The organism is uncultured Legionella sp. (assembly GCF_937871865.1).
Classification (GTDB): Bacteria; Pseudomonadota; Gammaproteobacteria; order Legionellales; family Legionellaceae; genus Legionella.
In genome coordinates this window covers 16,902-35,265 of record NZ_CALMPD010000125.1, presented here as the reverse complement: position 1 = coordinate 35,265, position 18,364 = coordinate 16,902, and the positions used below count along the sequence as shown (strand labels likewise).

The following is an 18,364-nucleotide window of genomic DNA, read 5'->3' as shown; positions in this document are numbered from 1 at the left end:
TGATCACTATAGAGAAAAATTGATGGGTTTTTAAACTTTGATGCTCTTGCCCTGGTATGAAGATCAATATATCTCACACTCACAGTACTTATCGTCATTATTAGCACAACTTAGCGCAGTAGAGAACGAAAAAGATAATTTGGAAGAAAGTCATGGGATATTGGCAATAGAATTTTTTGATCAATATCGAGAATGTTTAGACATGATTGAAGATGCCTCCTTGAAATCAGTATATGAAGAACTGAGTGCCGACGAAAGAATTTTTTGGGAGAAAAGATGTAATGAACTTCAATTACTTTCTGACCAAAAATTGGCTATTTTAAAAAAGATTTCTTCGCCAGAAGCGTTGCATTCCCTTGAAACTGCAAATGCAAATTGGAATGAAACAATAGCCCCATTAATCAAAAACAAATTACATGCAAAAATAAAATTTGAAGGAAAAATACCCCCAAATATGTTGGACGAATTGCGCTCAAATGAGCCCGGTAATGAATTGCTAAGAGAAATGGTCAAAAATAACCCTGATCTTTTAAAGTCTTGTATAAATCTACAATATGCCAATAACTTATCCAGTCTTCTCACTTGCGATACATATATTCAACAATATTTGGATAAAATGCCTGAGGACTTTCAAGTAGCGTTAAAAAATTACCGTGAAACATTAATGTCTTGAAAAGTAGAAGTGAACTTACCATGAGAGCACAATAGTAGATGTCATATTACATCTTTTAAAGATATAACAGACTGCTTATATGATTTAATTAAAAAGTGATATTTGTGACAAAAGTGATGCCTCAGAAAACATTTTTTTAGTAGGTTTATTACATCGTTTAAATTCAGTTGGTATGGTGATTGTGCTGGTCTTGGTTTTTACTGGCTCGGGTTGAATAACTGGTGATTTTGCCATGATATAACTCATGAAACCAATAGCCACACCAGCAGTGCTCATTATTGCAGCTATTATCGTTGCCCAAGAATTCCAGTTTTCACGGCGTTTCTTTTTTAGTAAGTTGGTATGTTTAGAACATACAGATTCACTCTGTATTTTTGACTGTTGTTGGGCACGAAATTTGAAAGCGGTGAGATCCTCAGAAAATTTATCATGTTCTCTGAACATACCCCCAAAGTTATAGCCCTTAATAATATTTTCATAGAGTGCAATAAAGCGTTGCAAGCCATTACAGATACAAGTGTTTAATTCTGATTTAGTAAATTTAATAGAGCCTTTGTCTAATTCATGGAGAATCTTTTCATAGATTTCATTGGCAACGTTTTTTATATCATCCAAGAAGAAATCAAAGAGAGAGTGTAAATATTGAGCTGGATCAGCAATGGGGGCATGCTCTTTTTTTATCTTTAGGGCATACCTATTAATTTTATGGCAATGGTAGTCAACGTCAATAAAGTCTTCAAAATTTAAAGGTAACTTACGCATCAATTAGCTGGCACCATAGTTTGCAAGATAAGATATCTGCTCTTTACTGGTCTTCGAACTTCGACACATATTCGACACGTAAAACTTGAAGTTTTCATGAATCGAGCTGAAAGCCTTATGTGGTATGGCTCCCCGGGACGGGCTCGAACCGCCGACCTAATGATTAACAGTCATCCGCTCTACCGACTGAGCTACCGGGGAATGAGGCGGAATCTTAAAACGATTCCGCACTTTGGTCAAGCATATTTTTAAAAATATTTATTATTCACTGCAAAAACGTTGTAAACGGTTTAATGCGTCTTTCAAAGTATCGATTCCGGTAGCGAAGGAAATACGGATGCAGCCTTCTGTTCCGAATGCAGAGCCGGGTACCAGAGCTACTCCAACTTCATTTAATAATTTTTCGGAAAATTCGATGTCGTTGGCGTATCCTCGTTGTTCAATAATAGCCTGAACGCTGGGGAAAATGTAAAAAGTACCATCCGCTGGGATTACTTCTATTCCTGCAATGCTTTGTAAGCGAGCAGCTACATAATCATGTCTTTGATGAAAAGCAGCAACCATTTCATTGACACTGTCATTGCTGCCGTTTAATGCAGCTACAGCTGCTCTTTGAGCTATGGAGCAGGGATTTGATGTGGATTGCGATTGAACGGTTTTCATGGCATTTATCAGTGCTGCCGGGCCTGCCGCGTAACCGATGCGCCATCCGGTCATGGCATAAGCTTTGGAAACTCCGTTTAACACTATGGTTCTGTCATATAATTCGGGACAGGCATTAAGAATATTGGCAAATGGTTGGCTCCAGATGATGTGTTCGTACATATCATCAGTGGCAATGAGGATGTTGGGATGCTTTTTGAGGACGTTGCCCAATGCTTTTAATTCGTCAAAAGAATAAGCAATTCCTGATGGATTTGATGGGCTATTTAAGAAAATCATTTTTGTTTTGGGAGTAATGGCAGCCTCTAATTGCTGGGCATTAATTTTGTAACATTGGGCAGAGGTGGTTGCAATGATTACTGGTACTGCTTCAGCAAGTAACACCATATCCGGATAGGATACCCAATAAGGTGCGGGAATAATTACTTCATCTCCTGGATTAAGAAATGCCTGGCATAAATTATAGCAACTTTGCTTTCCACCAACGGAAACCAGAATTTGATTTTGTTGATAATTGAGGCCATTATCGCGTTGGAATTTGTTTTGAATGGCTTCTTTTAATTCAGGGATACCGTCTACAGCGGTGTATTTGGTATATCCTGCTTCAATGGCAGCAATCGCAGCTAGTTTAATGTGTTGTGGCGTGTCAAAATCGGGCTCACCTGTACCTAGACCGATGATATCAAGCCCTTGGGCTTTCATTTGAGCCGCTTTTGCAGCTACTGCAAGGGTCGGTGACGGTTTTACTTTTTGTATACGCTTCGCCAATGCGATTTCCATTTGTTACTCCTGTGAATTATTAGTGTCATGGCATATAATATAAAATATGAAAGACTTATTTAAAATTTACTCAAATTACCAACCTGCTGGTGATCAACCAACCGCTATCGCCTCATTACTTGATGGCCTGCATTCGGGTTTGGCGAAACAAACCTTGTTAGGGGTAACCGGCTCAGGTAAAACTTTTAGTATCGCTCATATTATTCAGGCGATGAAACGGCCTGCTTTAATTATGGCGCCTAACAAAACACTCGCTGCCCAACTCTATGGTGAATTCAGAGCTTATTTTCCCGACAATGCAGTGGAGTATTTTGTATCCTACTACGATTATTACCAGCCAGAAGCTTATGTTCCTGCTTCTGATACATTTATAGAAAAAGATTCGTCCATTAATGAACATATTGAGCAGATGCGCTTATCTGCAACCAAGGCATTAATTGAACGCAAGGATGCAATCATTGTCGCTACAGTTTCTGCAATCTACGGACTGGGTGATCCCGATTCCTATTTACGTATGGTATTACATCTTTCCCGTGGAGAACAATCCGGACAACGCAAAATTTTAAAGCGACTTGCTGAAATGCAATACACGCGCAGTATGCTGACTCTAGAACGTGGCCAGTTTCGGGTGCATGGGGATGTGATTGATATTTTCCCTGCTGATTCAGAAAAAGATGCCGTTCGGGTTGAGTTATTTGATGATGAAATAGAAAATATAGCCAAATTTGATCCTTTAACGGGAGAAATTCTGCAACGTTTGCCCAGAATAACCATCTTTCCTAAAACACATTATGTGACGCCGCGAGAGCGCATTCTGGAAACAGTGGAATTGGTTAAAGATGAATTACAACATCGCCTTGCTGAATTTAATTCCCAAAATAAATTAGTCGAAGCCCAGCGTTTGGAGCAACGAACCTGTTTTGATATCGAGATGATGCTAGAGCTTGGCTATTGTTCCGGCATTGAAAATTATTCACGTTACCTGTCTCTACGGCAAAGTGGAGAAGCTCCTCCTACCTTATTCGATTATTTACCTCCAGAGGCGCTGTTAATCATTGATGAATCCCATGTCACTGTGCCCCAGATTGGCGGTATGTACCGAGGGGATAGAGCACGTAAGGAAAATTTGGTTAATTACGGTTTTCGCCTGCCCTCAGCGCTAGATAATAGACCTTTACGCTTTGAAGAATTTGAAGGGCGTTCTCCGCAAACCATTTATGTTTCGGCAACACCTGGTCCTTATGAGAAAGAACATTCTGACAATACAGCAGAGCAGGTTGTGCGCCCGACAGGCTTGGTTGATCCCGAAGTAGAAATCAGGCCGGTAAGGACTCAGGTTGATGATTTGATGTCAGAAATCCATCTGGTCATCAAACAAGGGGGACGGGTTCTGGTGACCACGCTTACTAAACGTATGGCCGAAGATTTAACTGATTATCTTACTGAGCATGGCATTAAAGTGCGTTATTTGCATTCAGATGTGGACACTGTAGAGCGTGTGGAAATTATTCGTGATTTACGTCTGGGTGAATTTGATGTGTTGGTCGGTATTAATTTATTACGTGAAGGTTTAGATATGCCAGAAGTCGCTTTAGTGGCCATACTTGATGCGGATAAAGAAGGCTTTTTACGTTCTGATCGTTCATTAATCCAAACCATTGGTCGAGCCGCACGGAATGTTAAGGGGAGAGCCATTCTTTATGCTGACAAGATCACTGGCTCCATGCAACGGGCTTTAGAAGAAACGGACCGACGGCGTGAAAAGCAAAAAGCGTTTAATCTTGAACATGGCATTACACCTATGGGTATTAATAAGTCCGTTGCTGATATCATGGAAGGTGCTTATATTGGCAAGAGAAAAACGGAAGTGGCTGAAAAAATACCGGAATACATGCATTGGTCCGAACAGGAATTGGTGAAACAAATCAATGTATTGGAAAAGCAAATGTATCTGCATGCAAAAAATATGGAATTTGAAATGGCGGCAAAAGTAAGGGACGAATACCTGTTGTTGAAAGAACAACTACTGAAGATATAACCCGATAGCCATCGATTTTGAACCCTGAGGTTCAAGTGGGGGGCGGTTAAATCGGTTCAGGCTTCCCACTACTAAGGTGGGCTTGCACAACGCCAATTACAGGATGCTCCCCTGGCTGTGAGTGTTGGTTCTAAAATCACTCGCCATCGGGTTAATTAAAGTATAGCACCGTCTTTGTGCATAAACCTTAAAAAAGCCTTAAGGACAAAGAATAAATTGGTAATACTTCAATAATCAGAGTAATTGTTCTTATATCGAATTATCATAATAAAATTTTGCATTTACCTTTAAAATTTATCCGGGCTAGCCATCTCCCAAAAATTTTTTAATGTGTCAGGAATATTACTGCCAAGTAGTTGCCCTGGTGAAAGGTATACATAGATTTCATTAAACGGTTTCACCTTATTGACACTGACCCTTCTCATAATATGGCCTGGAGTCAGGTCGCTGGGATTATTCAGCCCCAAAGCGCCTACCATTTCTAAAAAACTTTTGATGGTATTGTTATGGAAGTGAGCTACTTGTTGTTTTTTTTCATCGACTACCAAACCGTATTGCAGACGTTTATTTTGCGTTGCTACTCCCGTGGGACAGGTGTTGGCATTGCATTGTTTTGATTGGACACATCCTGTTGCCATCATCATTGCTCGAGCGGAGTTACACATATCAGCGCCCAGAGCAATACTAGTAACCATATCAAAGCCATTGGTTACTTTTCCACTACATATGATGCGGATTTTATCACGCACATTAATTCCTACTAATGCATTGTGCACAAAAACTAAACCCGCTTCCAACGGAGTGCCTACGAAATTGGTGTATTCGACCGGAGCCGCGCCCGTACCGCCTTCAGCGCCATCTATGGTGATAAAATCAGGAAAAATCTGGGTTTTTAGCATGGCTTTGCAAATAGCAAAAAACTCATCTCGACGACCCAGACATAGTTTAAAACCAATTGGCTTGCCTTCAGATAAATCACGCAGTTTTTTTACAAAATATAACAAGCCTACAGGCGTATCAAAGGTGGTGTGGGCTATGGGAGATAAAACGTCTTTTCCCATCTTTACTTTTCTTACTGTTGCGATTTCCTGGGTTAATTTTGCTGCTGGCAGTATACCGCCATGAGAAGGTTTCGCTCCTTGTGATAGTTTAATTTCTATCATTTTAACTTCAGTACGTCTTGCTTCTTTGATGAATTCATTATCATCAAAATTACCGTCATCATCGCGGCAGCCAAAATAGGCGGTACCTATCTGGAAAATAATATCACCGCCTTGTAGATGGTATGCGCTTAGACCGCCTTCACCAGTATTGTGTGCGAAGTTGCCTATCATTGCTCCTTTGTTCAGGGCCATTATGGCATTCGCTGACAAGGAACCAAAACTCATGGCAGAAATGTTTAGCCTGGAGGCATTATACGGTTTCTTGCAATCAGGCCCTCCGACCGTGATGCGATCTTCTACTTCCGCTGCGTGTTTGGGAACCAGTGAATGGAGTGCCCAGGTATAACCCACGCTGGTTATGTCTCGTTCTGTACCGAAAGGGATAGTGTCGCGAGTATTTTTTGATCGTTGGTAAATCAGAGAGCGAATTTCTCGATTAAAAGGAAGTTCGCTTTCATCTGTTGCTATAAAATATTGCTGGATTTCCGGACGAAGAAATTCCAGAAAATAGCGAACATGGCCCAGTACGGGGAAATTACGTAAGATACTATGCTTTTTTTGACACAGGTCATAAATCCACAAGGCCATAAGAGGGATAAGGAAGCCGAAAAACCATCTGATGTCATGTAACATGGCGAAGAGAGCGAGCAAGGCTAATAATACTATCCCAAATCCAAGATACCATTGGCGTCTCATGGTTAATTCCTTTTAAACCGATTTCTCATTCCAGAGCGATTTATTTTAGTCAGTCTGGGGCATGTTGTCTGCTTCACCACCTACTGTTTTATTAATTTTATTTTCTAACGTAGTTATGAATTGGGTCACTTGTAATCGCTGATGCTCTTGCTCATTTTTACAGATAATAAGTTCATGACTGACATCCAGGGCAGCAAGTAACAACGTATGGAAGTCATCAAGTTTTTTAAACTTGGTTTTATTAAGCTGCATTTTTTCGTTTAATTTTTCTGCGGCAAGTAACAAATTGACTTCTTCGCCTTCTGGACATTTGATTTCATATGATTTATTTAATAATTTAACTTTACAGGATTTAATATTAGTCATTATTATTCCTTAGCATGGGCATGGTGCTAATTAAATAGTAGCAATTTTGCTTGAATCCAGCAAATCGTGAGTAGAACTCAGGATTTATACTGGTGTTCTAAGGCAAAACAAAAGAAATTTTCAGAGAAGACATTCAGCTGCGCTGAAAAAAGCGAATTAAAAATGGCGATTAGTTTTGTACATAGGCCGGCTCTCGTTCCTCTGCGTGATGAATAGGTGAACACTCGCTGTAAATCGGTTATCATTATTAATTTTTGGAAATGAATGAATTATGTCTGTAGAAAATACCCACCTGCATTTACCCGATTATGATGCCTTTGCTGCATCTATCGCTGTTTTAGCTCTTAGCATATCAGGTAGCGAATTACATGGGATGATGTGTGGTTATCTCTGTGCCGGTGCAGACAGCCAGGGTGAAGTTTATTTGCGCGCTTTACTCAACAATAAAAAAGATGAAGAGAGCCGACATGCTCTTTTGGCCATGTTTTCCGTATTTTCAATAAGTCAGCAACAAATAAATAATTTTGATTTTGAGTTTGAAATGCTGCTCCCTGCTGAAGATGAGTCATTGGTGGATCGGGCTCAGGCATTTAGCGAATGGTGTGAAGGGTTTACTAAAGGACTAAATATGGCTGGTGTTGGTCTTGAGCAATTTTATGAAGAAGAAGCTCAGGAAGCATTACAGCATCTTATTGAATTTGCCGAGTTGGATTGTGAGACTCTGGATATTGATGAAGAAGATGAGCGGGCATTGATGGAGGTTAGTGAGTACGCACGGCTTGCGGTAATTCGTTTGCATGGTGATTTAGTTATGAACGAACGAGAGCGAGGCGGTGCTGGCACTACTCATTAGTTGAATTAAAGGGAATTTTAAGGATTGATATATGCTTACTTTGGCCAATGAATACAAAACAAGACGATTAAAATTAGCTAGCCAGTTATCTGAAAATTCCGTAGCCATTATTCCTGCTGCTGGCGAGTTGTTGCGCAATGGTGACGCTCATTATCGCTTTCGCCAGGATAGTGATTTTTATTATCTTACGGGATTTAATGAGCCTGATGCACTTTTGGTTATTACCTCAGGTTCTGACAGTCAAAGCATCTTGTTTAATAGATCCCGTAATCCAGCAGAAGAGCAATGGACTGGCAAGCGCTTGGGGCAAGACGGTGCAATAAATGAATTAGGAATGACATCAGCTTTTGCCATTAACAACCTTGAAGACGAATTACCCCAATTATTAAGTGGTAAGGGAGCGGTTTACTTTAAATTAGGCAGAAATTCGTACTTGGAAGAGCGAATTACCGAGGCCTTGACTATTTTAAAATCACAAGTAAGAAAAGGAATAAAACCTCCCGAGTCCTTTTGCGATCTGGAGCCTATTATTAGTGAAATGCGTTTGTTTAAAAGTGATGCTGAACTGGAACTGATGCGGAAGGCTGCCAGTATCTCGGTGCATGCCCACCAACGCGCGATGCAGGTTTGTCGAGAAATGGAACATGAGTACCAACTTGAAGCTGAGCTTATTTATGAATTCAGCCGCCATGGCTGTCGCAGTGTGGCTTACGATCCCATTGTGGGTAGTGGCGAAAACGCCTGTATTTTACATTATACCGATAATAATCGGTCTTTACGTCAAGGCGATCTGGTGCTTATTGATGCTGGAGGAGAATATGAGAATTATGCCGCAGACATCACCAGAACCTTTCCTGTAAGTGGTACATTTACTCCAGATCAAAAGAGTATTTATGAGCTGGTACTTAAAGCGCAAAAGGCGGGTATTGCAGCAATCAAGCCTGGCCTTCCGTGGAATGCCGTGCAACAAATAATAGTGCGTATTTTAACCGAGGGTTTATGCGAATTGGGCATTTTACAGGGCGATGTGGATGAGCTGATTGAAAAAGAAGCTTATAAAACCTTCTACATGCATAATTCAGGGCATTGGCTAGGCTTGGATGTTCATGACTCAGGGCAATATAAAATTAATCATGAATGGCGTCCTTTAAAGCCTGGCATGGTATTAACTGTAGAGCCTGGATTATACATCAGTGCGGGTTTGAAAGGGGTTGATAAACGCTGGTGGGGTATAGGAGTACGAATCGAGGATGATGTGGTGGTGACTGACGTGGGGCATGAAGTGCTCACTGCAGCGTTACCTGTGGATGTAGACGATATTGAGGCTTTAATGCGTGGTTGATCAACATACAGATATTCTGATTATTGGTGGTGGGTTGGCTGGTGCTACCTTAATGCTGGCCTTGCGTAGTTTGGGCTATAGTACTTTATTGATTGAGTCCAGGCCATTTAGTGATAAAGTGAATCCTGATTTTGATGCTCGTTCAATCGCTTTATCACCTGCCAGCAGGCGTATTTTGTCCATGTTGGGAGTCTGGGACATTCTTACAAAGCATGCAACAGACATCGACATGATCCATGTCTCTGATCAATATCGCTTTGGTGTCTCGCGCCTGCACGGTGAAAAACAAAATCCCTTAGGCTATGTGATTGAAATGCAATACATTAATCGTGCATTGCATCAGTTATTGGAACAAGATGACTTAATGGCACCAGCAACACTTAAATCTCTGGATCTTCAGACGAGCACTGCTACTGTTTCTACTGAGTCAGGCGATGTCCAGATTAAAGCACAATTGATTGTTGCTGCTGATGGCGCGGAGTCTGCGGTTCGTAAATTATGTGGTCTGCCTATGAACTCCAAGAGTTATGGGCAACATGCACTTGTTGCAAATATTGGTTTGGTTAAACCACATGCCCACAAGGCTTTTGAGCGTTTTACGGCTCACGGCCCGCTTGCTTTATTACCTATGCAAGATAATCGAATGTCCATGGTTTGGGCGATGACGCCTGAACAGGCGGATAAGTTAATGGCATTGCCTGATGGTGATTTTATCAAGGAATTGCAGCAGGCATTTGGTTACCGTTTAGGCCGTTTTGCTAAAATTGGAAAGCGGTTTTCCTACCCGCTAAAACAGGTGCTGATGCCGCAGCAGACATGCTGGCCAGTTGTTTTTGTGGGGAACGCCGCTCATACCTTGCACCCTGTTGCAGGTCAAGGATTTAATCTGGGTTTAAGAGATGTCGCGACTCTTGCGCAATGTATTGCTGAATATGGTTTAAATGCGGATATGCTCGATGAGTATTTGCAACTAAGGCGCCATGATCAGCAGGTGATAACTCGCTTAACCGATGGATTAATTCACCTGTTTACCAGTCGTATTCCAGGAGTTGGTCTGGCTCGCAATCTCGGATTGATTGCACTTGATAATATACCTGCCTTAAAAAACCTATTGGCACGTTATGCACGTGGATTTGGAGGATTTACGCCTGATTTGGTTTGTGAAGTCGCTTTAAGTCAACGGGAGTTAAAATGAGCCATCAATTTGATGTTTTAGTCGTAGGTGGAGGAGTTGTCGGCTTGGCCGCGGCCATTGCCATGGCGCAGTGTAAACATTCGGTGGCCATTATTGATGCTGGATCTTTAAGTGTTGATGTCACTGCAACCGATATGCGTGTTTATGCAATTAATAAGGCGTCTCAATCGTTACTGAAACAATTGGATGTCTGGTCGTATTTGGATAATTCCCGAGTTTCTCCATACCATCAAATGCATGTTTGGGATGCATCAAATGGAGCATATATCGATTTTGATTCGCGCCTTATCGCCGAGCAGAATTTAGGTGCAATTATAGAAGAATCGATTTTAAAGCAAGCACTACTGCAAAAAATATCCAGTGAACCTAATATCAGTTTGTTTTCTCATTCAACTATAGATGAAGTAATTGAGCTGGAAAATGGAATTAAGATTTCCAGCCAAAACGATGCCTGGCATGGACAATTGCTGATGGTGACCGATGGTGCTAACTCTCCTACCCGCAAAAAATTAAATATTGAATTAACCAGCTGGGCCTATGAGCAAAATGCCCTGGTTGCGACGGTGGCGACAGAGAAGCCTCATTTGAGCACTGCGTATCAGGTCTTTAATTCGGATGGTCCGTTGGCTTTTTTACCCTTGGTCAACCCGCACCAGTGTTCTATCGTCTGGTCAACAAATCCGATACGTGCTCAGAAAATGATGGCTCTTGGTGAGGAAGAGTTTAATTTGGAGTTAACCCGAGCCTTTGCCAGACATTTGGGTAAAGTGGAATTGCTTAGCGCACGTCATCAGTTTCCTTTGCGAATGAGGCATGTAAAACAATATGCCGGTACTCGCTGGCTGCTTTTAGGTGATGCCGCGCACACCATACACCCGTTGGCTGGTTTGGGTTTAAATGTTGGTCTTGCTGATGTCTCTTCCTGGATTAACTTATCTGAGCGATTTAAGGATGTACCCGCATCAAAGAGAGCGCTTCGAGCATATCAGCGAGAACGCAAGCATGCGGTCTGGCAAATTATTCTAATGATGGAAGGATTTAAACAACTTTTTACCAACAACTCTATGCCAATTATGGCTTTGCGCGGCTTGGGCTTGCGATTCTGTAATGAATTTAGTTCAATAAAACGAATATGTATTGATCATGCTGCAGGCCTGTAGTTTCTTTATCTTTTGATGTATTTCTGTTTTCTAATGAATGCGGTTTAAACCTGCATAAAACTTAAAATTTTAGCGAAAAGATACCTTTTCGCTAAAAAAAACACGAAAAAAGCCATTTAATCAACAAAAAATACATGGTGCTTAATTTTTGGTTAATCTTGGCCAGTTATACTCATCTGCAACATTAAATTATGTCGTAACAGTTTAACTATAAAGAGAGGCCACATGCATTCCGGAAAATTACTTTATACCTTATTTAAAGAGAAAATCGTTGCAACTGCTCAGAAAGCAGGAGAAAAACTGAGTAATTTAGAAAATCCAAATGTGGGCTCGCCTCTCATCAAATTACAACGTCCCACTCTTTTGGTGCGTGTAGACACGCGTAGTCATATCGATTTTCATCGCTTAAACGGTCTGGTGGCACGAAACACAGAAGAGGAAATTATGTCGATTCGCTTTTCTGATGTTGAGGCCTATCAAAAATATAATACCAATAAATTTGCTTGGGGCGCTTGTAGAAATATGACTGAGCTAGAATTTTTCTTGGACAATAATAAAGACCACACTGAAGGCGCATGGATCCATATGTTTTATGGTGATGCGACCTGTTTAAGTACATTAAAAATTGATACCGGCATAAGTCCTGATGGGCTCGATAGTGAAAGTGAACAATTAGTCCTTAAGGATCTGCCATTTAAACACTGGTTAGCCTCAACCTGTCCACAGTATAGAAGCAAATTTTTAGACGGTGGTATGGTACCTAATGCGATGGTGGAGTTTAATAAGGACCTTCCACGCACATTGCGTAGGCAGGACTTGGCTACTGAGCGTAATACACTGCGTTGGTTATTAATGAATAACAGTGAAGAAATATTTTCAGATCTGTGCCAGCACCTTTATACGGGGATGTCTTCTGAGGGGTTAGATAGACGATTTGAGCATGACACGGCTATAGTCGATGCTATTGAATATTTTCTAAGAATGAGTCATTCAACAGAACCCAAGATGTAATCTTTCTGTACTGTTTCTTTTCGTGCCGTGCTAAATCATTTGGCATTTAGCGCTGTACATCCTTGATAACCGTTCACACAATAGCGGCAGATTAATATACATGTATTCTTTTTCTGGCTCTCGCCTCAAGGAAAGAGAGTAAGTTAATATGTTATAGTCCGTATGAGCATCGCGTAATACGGGGACGGAGTCATGGTATGCTACGGGTTGGTGAATAACGTGCAATTGCCAAAGGGAGCAGATGCACAAAATTCTTTAAATTGAGGCGCCATCCTTCGTGTAGGGCTGATAAATCAATCTTTATCAGCGGCACAAAAGCCTACCATTAGAGTTACATTCGATTGGTTCTCTGGATTAGGTCATTCATATTTGCTGCGGCAATTTCAGCGCTAAAATCAGGATTGATCTTGACCGAAATATGATGCTTGCTATCTAAAAGTCGGGGGTTGGTATGAGGTACTTGATCAAAACGTAAGCTGCTGTCATTCCCTATCATTGCTTCAACACTGCCAAATCCCCATTCATTACCAACATAGGCAAAGGCATCAGAGGGATTAACTGCACATGGAAAATAGCGTTCTGTTTCTTCTGTGGAAAATTTCAATACATCTCTGCTGGTCTGAACGATGCTAACCGGGCTTGGAAAGTTATCGAACATGGTCTCAAATTGATTTTGTTGCAGTTCAGTAAAGGTGGGAAATTCTATTTTGGCTATCCAGGGATAGGATTGTTCGGTTAGCAATTTTCTAAATGCATGCAGAAAATAGGGGTAGAGCATGTGATCTATTGCATAACTGCCATCAATTTTGGCAAAGAATCCCATGCCTACAGCTGCCGCTTTTAATAAGGCGGGTTTTCCTGCTTCCTTAGCCGCTTCATTGACAGAAGTCAGGAGGAGGGAGGTGTCTTCTAATAAATGACGGCGATATGCTTCAGAAGCCAATATAAGGGCATTTTTTTTTGAAAATGATGGATAATTGGTACCAGATTGAGTTCGAGCAAGGTAGGGTAGATCGGTTCTAATGCGAGCAAAAGATGGGCTGACATCGTAAGGACCTAATTCGTTTTTGGCATCTGCGAATTCAGTAGGTAAATTGCGGAAAAGAGATGGAAATTTTGCTGTATCTATTCTAGGGTGATGGGGATCAAGAATAAAAAGCCGTTGATGAAGGTATCTGTTTTCAAACGAGGCGCCAGCCAATGAGAACAGGCCTACGTTAATGGGTTCCGCATATTCGTTTTGCAGGGAGGTATATGGATAACCTCCTGAGGCAAAAACTGCGCTTTTGGAGTAGATTATTTTTTTTGCGCTGGTTAACCGTTCCAGAGGAGATAATAACTCAGCGTGTCCGGTCGGAATTTTTGCAAAAAAATCTGGGTCTGTCGGAAAGTCTAATCCATTTTGAAATACTCCTGTTCGATCACCGGCAACATTCACTGCGGGAATTTTGGTTAAGGCACGATGAATGGCTGATGCGTCAGGAAAGTAACTGCTGTTAAAAAAAACCTTTGCTGTTGGCTGAGTTGCTTGTAATTGTTCGCGGTTTATTTTGTTGGTTAAACCATTATCCTGGAGTTGTTTTTCAAACCATTGTTCGGCATTCATCGCAATACGAGGAGCTTTAGGACGGAAAAAATAAGACGAGATACTTTTCGAGAACATAAATAACTCACAAGACAAAGAATGAGTCATTATACTACATTATGGGTTAAATTAAAACCGAATGACTGCTGTTTGAAAAAGATAAATCAAATTTGTTTACAAATGATACAGTATTTGTAATAATATATTCCACAATGAGCTATGGTTGGAACCTATGTTTGGACGAGTTTGTCAGTTTTATATGGCCAAGGGGATTAAAAGGAATATCAATATTGGTCGCATGCTTGCTGAAACTAAGCCTGAAACCTTGAAAGAAGAGCTTGAGAAGGAACTAAAAACAGATGGATGGTATATCGTACAAGAGAGGCTGCTGCATGAGGCAAGCGCTCTTGAGAATTTCATTTGGGAAGAGAAGCAAATAAAAAAACAAATTGATGAGCTTTTCCTTCTTCCTGCTCTAAAAAGAGCAAAGCAGGGCTATTCAGTGAAAGGTTTTTTTTGGCAACAAACTCAACAAAGCCTCAATGAACTCAATATTCAAGAACAATTAAAGGAAATCAACGAGTCAATCGATTGGCTGAATACCCGGCAAAAAATCATCAAGGATTTAGAAGCTTCCTACGCTCCCATCGAGACCTTTAGATTTTAATTAGCTTTCCCCGCGCCAGATTCGGTAATGAGTCAAGATAACACGCGAAAACAAAAGTAGGTCGGGCGCTTCGCCAGACATTGCATAATCTCAAAAGGGTAATGATGCTTGCTTTACATGGCGAAAAGCATTACGTAGTACAACAATATTCGGTTGTTCGGGTCGGATGAATATGTCTGGCGAAGCGTCCGACCTACTTTTGTTACACAACCACGCATCATTATATGGATTTGTTTGTTTTTAAATCAGCGAGCAAAATATTTGCGGCTAAAAGATACTTTATCTGCTGTGGATTCTGTACTGTTTTCTAAGAAACGTTCTTCAATTGCTCGGTAGCGCTTTAAACCGCCTTCCCGATTAGCTATCTGAATGTTTAATCCGGGCCTGGCGTTAAGCTCCAGCATTAAGGGTCCTTGCTCTTTATCCAGCACAATATCTACGCCGAGATAACCTAAGCCGGTTAAATCATAGCAGCTGGAGGCAATTTCAAGAATTTTATTCCAATACGGTACTTCAATATCTATTATTGGATTTAGGGTATCAGGGTGATAATCAATAGTATCATTCTGAAACACTCCGCCCAGTGTTTTTCCTGTTGCCAGATCAACACCTACCCCTATTGCACCCTGGTGTAAATTTGCTTTGCCGCCAGAAAGACGGGTAGGCAGCCTTACCATCGCCATTGCAGGGTAACCTAATAAGGTGATAATTCGGATATCTGGAATACCTTCATAACTTACTTCTGCAAACACCGGATCTACGACTACTCTTTTCTCAATGATGGCGTAATCGCTTGAGCCACCAAGGCTGTAGGCTCCAGATAGGAGACAGGACAGGTGATAACTTAATTCTTGTGAGGTGGTTAGCTTGCCATTTATTTGCCGATAACGACCATATACTTTATCTTTAAATACCAGAATGCCGTCACCACCTGAACCACGCGCTGGTTTTACTACAAAATCATTATATGGAGCGAAGCGTTCTTCAATATTTCTTATTTGTTGTTCTGTTTCTATGATGTCATACAATGGCGGAACGGCTATACCGGCTTTTAACGCCAGTTTTTTGGTTTTAAGTTTATCGTCAACCAATGGAAACAATTTTCTCGGATTATAACGTAGGACAAAATCAGAGTTTCTTTGGTTAATACTCAATATCCCATGTTTTTTCAAGCGACGAAAGAGGCTAATCATTCTATCGCGCTCGCAAGTGCCTTAAAGCGTTTTAGCTCGGATAATCGATAGCCTCGATATTGGCCAAACCAAAGGATAAAGCCCAGAAGAACCAACAACAGTTCAGGGAAGGCAAATACCAGATACTGGACTGCTTCATTGCTCATTGCCCAATAGGATAATACTGCTGCGACAAGGCTTCCGACCCCAGATTTGATGGCTTCTGATGCCCCGCGCTCATCCCATGTGATGCACATACGTTCAATAGTCATCGTTAAAATGACCATGGGGAATAATGCTACTGATAAGCCTGAATCCAGCTCCAGATTTTGGCTTACAACACTAATGAATATCATCAACAAGATAACTACTGTCAGTATGGCTGCAAGCCTTGGGACAAGGAGCAGCCTGAGTTGATCCAGATAAAAGCGTGCTAATAATCCAAAAGATACAATAATGACAAATAGACTGATCCCCCAGATCACGTGGGTTTCCCTGAATGCCAGCGCAATGAGCACAGGCATAAAGGTACCGAATGTTTTTATTCCAACAAAGTTACGAAGCAATAAGATAATGAATGCGCCAATGGGAACGGTGAGCAGGATTTTATAGGTATCCTGAACATTTACCGGGAGCTGGAGCAAAGAGAAACGTAAAAGCTGTGAGTCCGCTTCTAATCCTCTTGATTTAGCGACGCTAAGCGCATTTATCGGTGTTGGCGATAGGGTCAGAGAAAACTGTGCTTTAGTGCCGCCAGTCACATTAAATAAGGGCTCATTGCCATACTGCCAAATGAGAAAGTCTTTAGGTAAGCCAGCCCCGCCAGTTCGCGGATTAATATAAATCCAATGTTTTCCATTAAAAACAGCAAGCAGTGATTTTAATTCGGTTTTACTTTGTTGGTTTAAATAGAGCCCCTTTACTGGTATAGCAAAAATTTTGGATTGATTCAGGATCAATATAGTCGCATTGATGATGCTGTCATCATTAAAATCATTTCCTATCAACAACTTGGCATTGCCGTCTTTCTTATTCAGTTCCTTTATCGTGCTTTGGGCAAAAGTTTGGATGTCGGCTGAAGATTGTCTGACCTGGTTGGTTATGGTTTCAACGGCAGATTTTTGGTTATCAGCCAAAGGCTGTGATTTAATTACAGAAGGCTTGGGCAACGATGATTCATCACTGTCTGTTTGGCGGAATATCGCTCGGTAATAAAGTGATTGAGCGCCATGACTGCGCCGGATAGACCAAACAGTTTCACGGTTATAGCCATTTAGATTGGTCGTTACGCCATAGCTTCTGGAAACAAAATACTCATCAAGAATGGCAAAATGAGGTGGCAGATAAGGGATAGTGAAGCTGGCTTTAATCGGCGAATTGTTATCTGCAGTAAAACGTAAATTAGATTCAACCATCCAGCTGTTTATCGTCTCCGTGTCGGTTAACGGAACATCCAAAACCAGATGTCTATATAAAAAAATCGCTGAGCCTACAACAAACAGGGTCAGAATCAGACCATAAACATGTCTTGTGTTTTTTTTCATTATTTCGTAAGACTCTTGGATTTTAAAGTAAAGGTGAGGGATGGATCGACAGCACCATCAAAATCAATGATCGCGTCTCTTCCCAGAAGTAAGGGGTAGAGAAATCGTTTACGGTTGGTTAGATTAACCTGAATTGCTCTTACTTTATCTCCGAGCTTTAAATTAAGAAGTACGACGGGACGTTTTATTGGTGGAGGCTTTAATTGGCCTGGAATCGCTTCATTTGCTCTGACCTTAATCTTTACCCGCCCTATATATTCGCATTCAAAGATATGATCACCATTTTTGGTGGGTACAGTAAAACGAAGATAAGGCACACCTTTAACATCTATTTCAGTGATATTAACTGCGTTTAACGAGGCTGATTTTGCGCCCGTATCTAATTTTGCTGAAAGGGTAAGGTTTTTATCTACTAACGTAGCTTTTTCAACATAACCGTAAATTTGTGCTTCACTTTTTGCCATAATGGGTCCAGTCAACAGTGACATAAAAATAAAGAGAGCAATTGTTGATCTCATCTAATCCTCAATTAGGGTTATATATGATATTTAGTGCAATATCGTATCAGGTTTGTGCCTTAAGTCACAATACGTGCATGAGTTTAGTGAAATAAATTTAGAATTTAAACATATTTTTTTTGTTTAGATGTGATAAAATCGTAAACTGCGTATTAATTTGTATTTTTTTGGCTCAG

General features: G+C 40.9%; 16 protein-coding genes, 1 tRNA gene and 1 other RNA gene. 8 read left to right on the top strand and 10 right to left on the bottom strand.

Annotated elements, in window-relative coordinates; translation table 11 throughout:
* Positions 1-202: 202 nt before the first annotated feature.
* Complete coding sequence (locus tag Q0495_RS06745; protein WP_298624312.1) at positions 203-673, top strand: hypothetical protein; 471 nt, start codon at positions 203-205, stop codon at positions 671-673.
* An 84-nt stretch (positions 674-757) separates the two neighbouring features.
* Here the strand turns inward: Q0495_RS06745 and Q0495_RS06740 are convergent, their stop codons facing one another.
* From Q0495_RS06740 to Q0495_RS06730, 3 genes are all read right to left on the bottom strand, one after another.
* A complete protein-coding gene (locus tag Q0495_RS06740; RefSeq protein ID WP_298624311.1) occupies positions 758-1,435 on the bottom strand; it encodes a hypothetical protein in 678 nt (225 codons plus the stop codon).
* Between the two features lie 125 nt (positions 1,436-1,560).
* Positions 1,561-1,636: transfer RNA gene (locus Q0495_RS06735), tRNA-Asn, on the bottom strand.
* A gap of 60 nt (positions 1,637-1,696) precedes the next feature.
* A complete protein-coding gene (locus Q0495_RS06730; RefSeq protein ID WP_298624309.1) occupies positions 1,697-2,878 on the bottom strand; it encodes a pyridoxal phosphate-dependent aminotransferase in 1,182 nt (393 codons plus the stop codon).
* 46 nt (positions 2,879-2,924) lie between these two features.
* On the opposite strand from Q0495_RS06730, the gene uvrB reads away from it, so the two are divergent.
* Positions 2,925-4,916, top strand: coding sequence for an excinuclease ABC subunit UvrB (gene uvrB, locus Q0495_RS06725; protein WP_298624308.1), 1,992 nt, complete (start codon positions 2,925-2,927; stop codon positions 4,914-4,916).
* Here the strand turns inward: uvrB and ssrS are convergent.
* The 3 genes from ssrS to Q0495_RS06710 form a co-directional block, all read right to left on the bottom strand.
* A non-coding RNA gene (ssrS, locus tag Q0495_RS06720) (6S RNA) lies at positions 4,911-5,072 on the bottom strand. The genes uvrB and ssrS overlap by 6 nt on opposite strands.
* Positions 5,073-5,203: 131 nt before the next feature.
* The gene (locus tag Q0495_RS06715) at positions 5,204-6,775 is read right to left on the bottom strand and encodes an FMN-binding glutamate synthase family protein (protein WP_298624306.1); all 1,572 of its coding nucleotides are present in this window, start codon (positions 6,773-6,775) and stop codon (positions 5,204-5,206) included.
* 45 nt (positions 6,776-6,820) lie between these two features.
* A complete protein-coding gene (locus tag Q0495_RS06710) occupies positions 6,821-7,141 on the bottom strand; it encodes a cell division protein ZapA (RefSeq protein WP_298624304.1) in 321 nt (106 codons plus the stop codon).
* Between the two features lie 271 nt (positions 7,142-7,412).
* On the opposite strand from Q0495_RS06710, the gene Q0495_RS06705 reads away from it, so the two are divergent.
* The 5 genes from Q0495_RS06705 (at position 7,413) to Q0495_RS06685 (ending at position 12,702) form a co-directional block, all read left to right on the top strand.
* Positions 7,413-7,994, top strand: a complete 582-nt coding sequence (locus tag Q0495_RS06705) for a UPF0149 family protein (protein ID WP_298624302.1) — start codon at positions 7,413-7,415, stop codon at positions 7,992-7,994.
* Between the two features lie 31 nt (positions 7,995-8,025).
* Positions 8,026-9,336 carry a Xaa-Pro aminopeptidase gene (gene pepP / locus Q0495_RS06700; RefSeq protein ID WP_298624301.1) on the top strand — a complete coding sequence of 437 codons (1,311 nt, stop codon included), beginning with the start codon at positions 8,026-8,028 and terminating at the stop codon, positions 9,334-9,336.
* Positions 9,329-10,531 (top strand): 2-octaprenyl-6-methoxyphenyl hydroxylase, encoded by a 1,203-nt coding sequence (gene ubiH, locus Q0495_RS06695; RefSeq protein ID WP_298624299.1) that lies wholly within the window; start codon positions 9,329-9,331, stop codon positions 10,529-10,531. Before pepP ends, ubiH begins: the two co-directional genes overlap by 8 nt.
* Positions 10,528-11,691, top strand: coding sequence for an FAD-dependent monooxygenase (locus Q0495_RS06690; protein WP_298624297.1), 1,164 nt, complete (start codon positions 10,528-10,530; stop codon positions 11,689-11,691). The genes ubiH and Q0495_RS06690 overlap by 4 nt, the downstream gene beginning before the upstream one ends.
* Positions 11,692-11,916: 225 nt before the next feature.
* A complete protein-coding gene (locus Q0495_RS06685; RefSeq protein WP_298624295.1) occupies positions 11,917-12,702 on the top strand; it encodes a hypothetical protein in 786 nt (261 codons plus the stop codon).
* Between the two features lie 331 nt (positions 12,703-13,033).
* On the opposite strand, the gene Q0495_RS06680 is transcribed toward Q0495_RS06685, so the two are convergent.
* Complete coding sequence (locus tag Q0495_RS06680) at positions 13,034-14,365, bottom strand: type IV secretion protein Dot (protein WP_298624293.1); 1,332 nt, start codon at positions 14,363-14,365, stop codon at positions 13,034-13,036.
* 154 nt (positions 14,366-14,519) lie between these two features.
* On the opposite strand from Q0495_RS06680, the gene Q0495_RS06675 reads away from it, so the two are divergent.
* Positions 14,520-14,954: a hypothetical protein gene (locus tag Q0495_RS06675; RefSeq protein ID WP_298624291.1), complete on the top strand. Its 435-nt coding sequence runs from the start codon at positions 14,520-14,522 to the stop codon at positions 14,952-14,954.
* A gap of 245 nt (positions 14,955-15,199) precedes the next feature.
* Here the strand turns inward: Q0495_RS06675 and Q0495_RS06670 are convergent, their stop codons facing one another.
* From Q0495_RS06670 to Q0495_RS06660, 3 genes are read right to left on the bottom strand one after another with little or no spacing between them, the layout of a single operon-like run.
* Positions 15,200-16,147, bottom strand: a complete 948-nt coding sequence (locus Q0495_RS06670) for an alpha-L-glutamate ligase-like protein (RefSeq protein WP_298624290.1) — start codon at positions 16,145-16,147, stop codon at positions 15,200-15,202.
* On the bottom strand, positions 16,144-17,670 hold the full coding sequence (locus tag Q0495_RS06665) for an inactive transglutaminase family protein (protein WP_298624289.1): 1,527 nt from the start codon (positions 17,668-17,670) through the stop codon (positions 16,144-16,146). Before Q0495_RS06665 ends, Q0495_RS06670 begins: the two co-directional genes overlap by 4 nt.
* Positions 17,670-18,188, bottom strand: coding sequence for an ATP-dependent zinc protease (locus Q0495_RS06660; protein WP_367274395.1), 519 nt, complete (start codon positions 18,186-18,188; stop codon positions 17,670-17,672). The genes Q0495_RS06665 and Q0495_RS06660 overlap by 1 nt, the downstream gene beginning before the upstream one ends.
* Positions 18,189-18,364: the final 176 nt, after the last annotated feature.